We start from the raw sequence: 7,210 nt of genomic DNA, 5'->3' as shown, positions 1-7,210 counted from the left end.
GGTATAGGTATGTTCTCCTTATTCATGGCCTCACCCTCTTTCCCTCTCCGAAAGAGAGGGAGGCCGGGCATTTATTTTATTATCAACATTTGTAATTAAGCATTTCAACAACATTATCTTTTTCATCTTTAACTACGTTTTACAATCTTCTTCCTCATCAATCTTCTCCATTTCCCCCTTTAGGGGATAGGGGTTAATGCTTCGTCTCATCATCTCCAACGGGTACATTCTGTGGTATAAACTCATGACCATCTTTTGCATAATCGTAAGCACCACGATATACTTCCGGTATTTCTCCAGGCCAGTTACCATGCCCGGGATTAATTGGTGTTGTCCACTCTAATGTATTTGAACCCCATGGGTTTTCTGTAGCTACTTTTCTTCCTTTGTACATGCTGTAAAAGAAATTAAATATAAATAGCAGCTGCACTGCAAAAACAATCATGGCCACAAAACTTATAAATTGATTTAGTTCACCAAACATTTTGAATGATTCCCATTGAGAGAAATCATAATAACGGCGTGGCATACCGGCCAGACCTTCGTAATGCATTGGCCAGAAAATTAAATAAGCACCCACAATAGTTACCCAAAAATGGATATAGGCCATGGTGTTGTTTAAATAGCGGCCAAACATTTTAGGGAACCAGTGATATACACCGGCAAACATACCAAAGAAAGATGCCACACCCATTACAATATGAAAGTGGGCAACAACAAAATAAGTATCATGCAAATGAAGATCTAATGCAGAGTTACCCAGAAAGATACCCGTTAAACCACCACTGATAAATAAACTTACAAAGCCTATGGCGAATAACATGCCCGGTGTAAAACGGATGCTGCCTCGCCATAATGTAGTGAGCCAGTTAAATACTTTAATGGCCGATGGTACTGCTATTAATAAAGTAAGCAATACAAATACAGAACCAAGGAAAGGATTAAGCCCTGTTACAAACATATGATGTGCCCAAACCAAAAACGCTAATATCGCAATAGCAAATAAAGAACCTACCATTGCCATATAACCAAATATTGGTTTGCGGCTGTTTACTGCAATAATTTCTGAGCTCATACCCATTGCAGGTAATAATATAATATACACTTCGGGGTGGCCAAGAAACCAGAATAAATGCTGGAACAAAATAGCGCTGCCCCCTTCGTTAGGTAAAATTTTTCCTGCTACATAAATATCGCTTAAGAAAAAGCTGGTACCCAAATTTCTATCGAACAGTAGTAATATAGCGCCTGATAATAAAACCGGGAAACTTAATACACCTAAAACTGCAGTAAAAAACAAAGCCCAAATAGTTAATGGCAATCTTGTCATGCTCATTCCTTTGGTACGCAGGTTTAAAATTGTACTGATATAATTAAGACCGCCTAATAATGCTGATACAATAAACATAGCCATACTTACCAACCACAAATCCATTCCTATTTTACTTCCGTCGGATGCATCACCCAATGCACTTAAAGGAGGATAAATCGTCCAGCCGCCGCTTGCAGGGCCTGTTTGTACAAATAAAGAAGAGAACATTATTACAGAAGCTATAAAGAAAAACCAATAGCTAAGCATGTTTAAAAATGGAGAGGCCATATCCCTTGCCCCAACCTGCAGTGGAATTAAAAAGTTAGCGAAAGTTCCGCTTAGACCTGCAGTTAAAACAAAGAATACTAATATAGTTCCGTGCATGGTAACCAATGCATAATAAAATTCCGGATCTAATTTGCCGCCTTTTGCCCAATGGCCTAAAAAATCTTCCAGCCATGGAAAAGTAGATTCAGGATATCCTAATTGCAAACGGAAGATCACAGAAAATAACCCTCCTATAACTGCCCATATCATACCCGTTACCAGAAATTGTTTGGCAATCATTTTATGGTCCTGGCTAAAAACGTATTTAGTTATAAACGTTTCGTGGTGGTGATGTTCGTGGTGTGCATCATGCCCTGCATGAACATCTGCTTCGTGTAATGTGGCTACGCTACTCATATTCTATAGTTTTTTCAAGAATCTTTTAAATTATTTTTTTACAGATAAAACTTGTGTTACATCCTGCTTTGCAGAGTCTGTTACAATTATTTTATTGTTTGGATCTTTGTCTTTGTAAATGGTATAGTATTCAGATTTTTGTGTTGCTAACCATTTCCTGTATTCTGCTTCGCTCTCTACAATTATTATTCCCCTCATAGAAAAATGCCCTTTACCGCACATTTGATCGCAACTTATTTCGTAAGTAAAATTTGGATTGTGCGTTTTTGCCTTCATCTCTTCTGTTGTATACTTTGGTGTAAACCATTGTGTGGTGGGTATGCCCGGTACCGCATCCATCTTTAAACGAAAGTGGGGCAACCCTACATCATGAATTACATCCTGTGCATTAATTACCATTTTTACAGGTTTGTTTACAGGAATATGCATAGTGGTTGAAACATGTATATCGTCCCAGCTTGCAGGATCTTCAAAATCTACACCCAAACTATTGGCACCTTTTGTTAACCTGTAATTCTTTTTTCCTAAAGCTTTATCGGCACCTGGGTAACGAAACTCCCAGCCAAACTGATGACCTGTTACCTCTACAAGTATAGCGTCTTTTGGTGCATCACCTGTAATTTTAAACCATGCTTTTAAACCAAAAGCAACCAGTACACAAAGTGCAATAGCGGGAATGGTGGTCCATATTAACTCCAGTTTGGTGCTGTGTGCAAAGTAGTACGCTTTAGTGTCATCCTTTTCCTGGTATTTAAAGGCAAACCAAAATAATAATATTTGAGTAAGAATAAAAACAGCACCTGTTACAGCTGTAGTTATCATAAACATGCTGTCCAAACTTTCTCCTTCAACAGATGCAGAGCCTTGCGGAAACAATGTTTTCTTATAAAATATATCATTGCAATACCACACGCCAATTAATCCAAATACCAAAAAGCCCAACAGTAAAAAACCATTGATCCTGTTATTTTGCCTGCGGGTTTTTTCTTCGCCTTTTAAAACACTCACGTATTCACTGGCCTTCGCAATTTGAAATACGACAACAAAAACCAAAGCGCCCAATGCAATTAATAAAAACTCTTTCATATAATTTATATTTAGCCTCCCCAACCCCTCCCGAAGAGGGGCTTTTAGAGCTTTCTATTTCAATTTACTTTTACTAATCCTACAGTTATTTTTTAAAACTCCACCATGCCTGCGCTTTCATCTCCTCCATTTCCCTCCCCACTGGTGAGGATAGGAGGGGCTGTGCTTTACGTATGATGTATCATACTCTCTTTTAAGAAAGGATGATTTTTTGCCAGTAACGAATGACTGCTTAAATATCTGCCGGTGCCCCACATAATTAATCCCACAAACAAACAGCCGATACCAAATTCAAAAGGCATTAAATGATAATTTTCATGTAATGTACCCGGCATTACCATTTGAAAAAAGTCTATCCAGTGGCCAAAAATTATCAGTACTGCCATAACAGTTACCGATGTCCAGTTTCTTTTAGTACCACGTTTCATTAATATTAATAACGGACAAAGAAAGTTTACAACAAGATTAAAAAAGAAGATGCCATAATAAGCGCCTCTTTTTTCTGCAGTACCAATTCTTTCTACAAAATATTTTGTTTCTTCCGGCTGGTTACTGTACCAGATAAGCATATACTGAGAGAACCATAAATAAGTCCAGAATACAGAAAAGGCAAACATAAATTTACCCAGATCATGTAAATGTTCTTCTGTAACGTAGGGTAACTGGCCACGATTTTTTAAATAGATAACAAATAATGCTATTAACGACATACCCGATACAAATGTACTTGCAAAAGTGTACCAGCTATACATTGTGCTGTACCAGTGTGCATCAATACTCATTAACCAAATCCAAGGAATGGTAGAAGCTACAGTTAATGTAAACACCACACAAAATAAAGAAGCGTAAACGGTATTTTTCCAAATCCATTTTTTGCCGGTTTCATAATCCATGTTACCATCTTTATCACTTTCCAAGCTCATGCTACGCATTTTCTTTCCTAAAAGCCACCATAAAAAAATTGTAATGGCCGACCATATTGTAAAAAACACGGGGTTTAAAAAACCATGTTTGCCATCAAGTATTTTATCAAATGATGGTGAATTTTTATCGTATAACTGAGGATCTAACCAGTGATAAATATCTGTTCTTCCGCCCCAAATAATTGCCATTAAAATAGCAAAGGTTAAAATACCTAAAATAGGTACTACACTCGAAATAGCTTCACTCACCCTGCGGAATGCCACAACCCAACCTGCCATTGCCATTGTGGTAACACATATAAAAAACATAGCTGCATTTACCACCAATAGAAAGAATACACTGTTTTGTAATAACACAGCCCAAAAGCGGGTGCTGTCAGTATTGGCATGTGCATCGTGCCCTGCTGCATGAGACACAGCCTCAAAAGGATGAAATGCGATCATTCCATACAGCAATGCAATTATGCCGGCACCAATCAGGCCATACGTCCACTTTTTATAACTGCCCGGTAATTCAAATTGATGGTTCATCTAAACTTTATTTTGTGTTGATACTTTTATTTTTTTGCTACAGCACTGTCCGGCTTAGCCGCAGTTGCAATTGCTTCTTTTTTGGGTTCCAGTGTTCTTATATACTGCACTATCATCCAGCGTTGTTTCCTGTCTAATTGTGAAGCGTAACTTCCCATATTACCCTGTCCGTACTCCATTACATGAAAAATTCTGCCATCGCTGTACCCCGGTGATGCTGCAATAATACTTTTTACGCCACCAATTTTAGCTGCAACAGGACCGTTATTTTCGCCCTTTGCTCCATGGCAAACTCCGCAATTAATATTAAATAATCTTCCTGCCTCGGCACTGTCTGCTTTAGATAATGGAGGTAAAGGATTTTTTACAAGGTTACTTAAATTCAATAAACCATTACTATCGTTTGGAACAGTGTAGGGAAAAAGTTCCCCCCTTTTTACTGTACCGTTTACTGGCTGGCTGTTATAATATATTTTGTGGCCTGCATCTGCCATATATGTTGTAAATTTTGCAGAATCATGCTCAGCATAAGTTTCATAAGCCCTGCTGTAAGCCATATCGGGCATATATACTTTACCGGGCTCACGCTTACTATCGCAACTGGTTACAGTAACAATAATTGTTGCAATTGCAATTGCAGTTAAAAAAGTAATTCGTTTCATTTATCAATTATAAATTAAATAATTATCAATTCCCTATCGCTTCAATCTTCTCCATTTCTCCCTTTAGGGGATAGGGGCTAATACCCTTTTTCTTCTTTGTATAATTTTTGTTCTTTATGATATCTTCCTATCCACCAACCGGTTTCAGCCATCTGTACATTTACTTCTTTTGCCCCTGCATTTTGTAAAAAATTTTGCACTTCGTCATCATTTGTTTTATCGGTACATTCAATAGCCATTACAAAAAGATCATCGGTAGCCCTTGGATGAAAATGATGTTTTTTTACAAATGGTGCCAAATTACATAAGTAACAAAAGGTAAGTACCATACCTACTGCCGCAAACAGAACAGTTAATTCAAATGTTACGGGTATCCAGGCTGGTAATGCAAAATGTGGTTTACCACCAATGTCTAAAGGCCAGTCGTGCACTAAAATATAACTGATGCCGCTTAATGCAGTGGTTGTACCAGTAATGGCATAAATAAATCCGGCAGTATGTAAACTGGTTTCTCTTAAACCCATGGCATGGTCTAAACCATGTACAGGAAAAGGTGTAAACACATCGTGTATTTTATATCCTGCTTTGCGAACATTTTTCACCGCAGGGAATAACACCGCCTCGTCATCGAAACTGCCTACAACAAATTTTTTAATTCCTCCAGCCATAATTTTTAAGCTTTGAGCTGATAGCTATGAGCTATGAGCTTATTTATTATTATATTTCTTGCCAGTAGCTCTTGGCTATTAACTAATTGCTTTAATGAGCATGCTCCACATCTGCTATATAAAATTTCTCTGCGTCTGCTTTTTCTATATCTGTCATTCTTGCTTTATAGTTTTCGCCACTGGTTTTTAATACTGCTTTAATTTCGGCAATAGCAATTACAGGGAAGTATTTTGCAAAAAGGAAGAAACAGGTAAAGAATAATCCGAACGTACCCAGATAAAAACCTATCTCGTAAATACTCGGGCTGTAATAGGTACTCCAGCTGCTGGGTAAATAATCTCTGTACACAGAAGTAACAATAATTACAAAACGCTCAAACCACATCCCTATATTTACAATGATACTCATGAAGAAAGTAACCGTAATATTTCTTCTTAATTTACGGCTCCAGAATAACTGTGGCGATACCACATTACAAAACATCATTAACCAGTAACTCCAGCCATAAGGACTGAACAGGTTGGCCCTGTTTTCTTTAAATGCATACCACTCGTATGGATTTTGACCATACCATGCAATAAATAATTCGGTTAAATATGCACAGCCCACAATGCTGCCCGTTAGTACAATTACTTTATTCATTGCTTCAATGTGGCCAAGGGTAATATAATCCTGCAAGTTCATCACCTTACGCAGAACAATCATTAATGTTTGTACCATGGCAAAGCCGGAGAAGATGGCTCCTGCAACAAAGTATGGAGGAAAGATGGTGGTGTGCCATCCGGGAACAATTGATGTAGCAAAATCGAACGATACAATGGTGTGTACAGAAAGTACCAGGGGTGTACTTAAACCTGCAAGTACCAGTGATAAAGATTCGTGACGCTGCCAGTGTTTGGTACTGCCGCTCCAGCCAAACGCTGCAACACCGTAAAACATTTTGCGGAATTTTGTTCTTGCCCTGTCACGTACAGTTGCTAAATCGGGTAACAAACCTGAATACCAGAATAATAATGAAACGGTAAAATAAGTTGATATCGCAAACACATCCCACAATAAGGGTGAGTTAAAGTTTACCCATAAAGGACCACGGCTGTTTGGGTAAGGCATTACAAAGAAAGCCATCCATACACGACCCATATGCCAGATAGGAAATTGGCCTGCACACATAACCGCAAAAATTGTCATCGCTTCTGCGGCACGGTTTACACCCGTTCTCCAGCCCTGGCGAAATAATAATAAGATAGCAGAAATTAAAGTACCGGCATGACCAATACCCACCCACCATACGAAGTTGGTAATATCCCAACCCCAGCCGATGGTTTTATTCAAATTCCACATAC

Annotated in this window: 6 protein-coding genes; all 6 read right to left on the bottom strand. The window is 38.3% G+C overall.

Annotated elements, in window-relative coordinates:
• Positions 1-193: 193 nt before the first annotated feature.
• The gene (locus tag ACY65O_RS18340) at positions 194-1,996 is read right to left on the bottom strand and encodes a cytochrome c oxidase subunit I (RefSeq protein WP_462222310.1); all 1,803 of its coding nucleotides are present in this window, start codon (positions 1,994-1,996) and stop codon (positions 194-196) included.
• A gap of 30 nt (positions 1,997-2,026) precedes the next feature.
• Complete coding sequence (locus tag ACY65O_RS18335) at positions 2,027-3,082, bottom strand: cytochrome c oxidase subunit II (RefSeq protein ID WP_462222309.1); 1,056 nt, start codon at positions 3,080-3,082, stop codon at positions 2,027-2,029.
• A 167-nt stretch (positions 3,083-3,249) separates the two neighbouring features.
• Entirely contained in the window at positions 3,250-4,536 is a 1,287-nt protein-coding gene (locus ACY65O_RS18330; RefSeq protein WP_462222308.1) for a quinol:cytochrome C oxidoreductase, read from the bottom strand.
• A gap of 26 nt (positions 4,537-4,562) precedes the next feature.
• Positions 4,563-5,198, bottom strand: a complete 636-nt coding sequence (locus ACY65O_RS18325) for a c-type cytochrome (RefSeq protein WP_462222307.1) — start codon at positions 5,196-5,198, stop codon at positions 4,563-4,565.
• Between the two features lie 77 nt (positions 5,199-5,275).
• Positions 5,276-5,866 (bottom strand): DUF3341 domain-containing protein, encoded by a 591-nt coding sequence (locus ACY65O_RS18320; RefSeq protein WP_462222306.1) that lies wholly within the window; start codon positions 5,864-5,866, stop codon positions 5,276-5,278.
• Between the two features lie 91 nt (positions 5,867-5,957).
• Positions 5,958-7,210, bottom strand: a 1,253-nt coding sequence (gene nrfD, locus ACY65O_RS18315) for an NrfD/PsrC family molybdoenzyme membrane anchor subunit (protein WP_462222305.1), incomplete at its 5' end; no start/stop codon positions are given.

The sequence above is a fragment of the Ferruginibacter sp. genome (genome assembly GCF_031430955.1).
Classification (GTDB): Bacteria; Bacteroidota; Bacteroidia; order Chitinophagales; family Chitinophagaceae; genus Ferruginibacter.
Note: the sequence above shows the minus strand (reverse complement) of the source record. Positions and strands in the feature narration are given on the sequence as shown.

What these genes read in the sequence shown, in the direction of transcription:
- ACY65O_RS18340 (WP_462222310.1), bottom strand. Translation starts at nt 1,996, where the DNA reads ATGAGTAGCGTAGCCACATTACACGAAGCAGATGTTCATGCAGGGCAT.
- ACY65O_RS18335 (WP_462222309.1), bottom strand. Translation starts at nt 3,082, where the DNA reads ATGAAAGAGTTTTTATTAATTGCATTGGGCGCTTTGGTTTTTGTTGTC.
- ACY65O_RS18330 (WP_462222308.1), bottom strand. Translation starts at nt 4,536, where the DNA reads ATGAACCATCAATTTGAATTACCGGGCAGTTATAAAAAGTGGACGTAT.
- ACY65O_RS18325 (WP_462222307.1), bottom strand. Translation starts at nt 5,198, where the DNA reads ATGAAACGAATTACTTTTTTAACTGCAATTGCAATTGCAACAATTATT.
- ACY65O_RS18320 (WP_462222306.1), bottom strand. Translation starts at nt 5,866, where the DNA reads ATGGCTGGAGGAATTAAAAAATTTGTTGTAGGCAGTTTCGATGACGAG.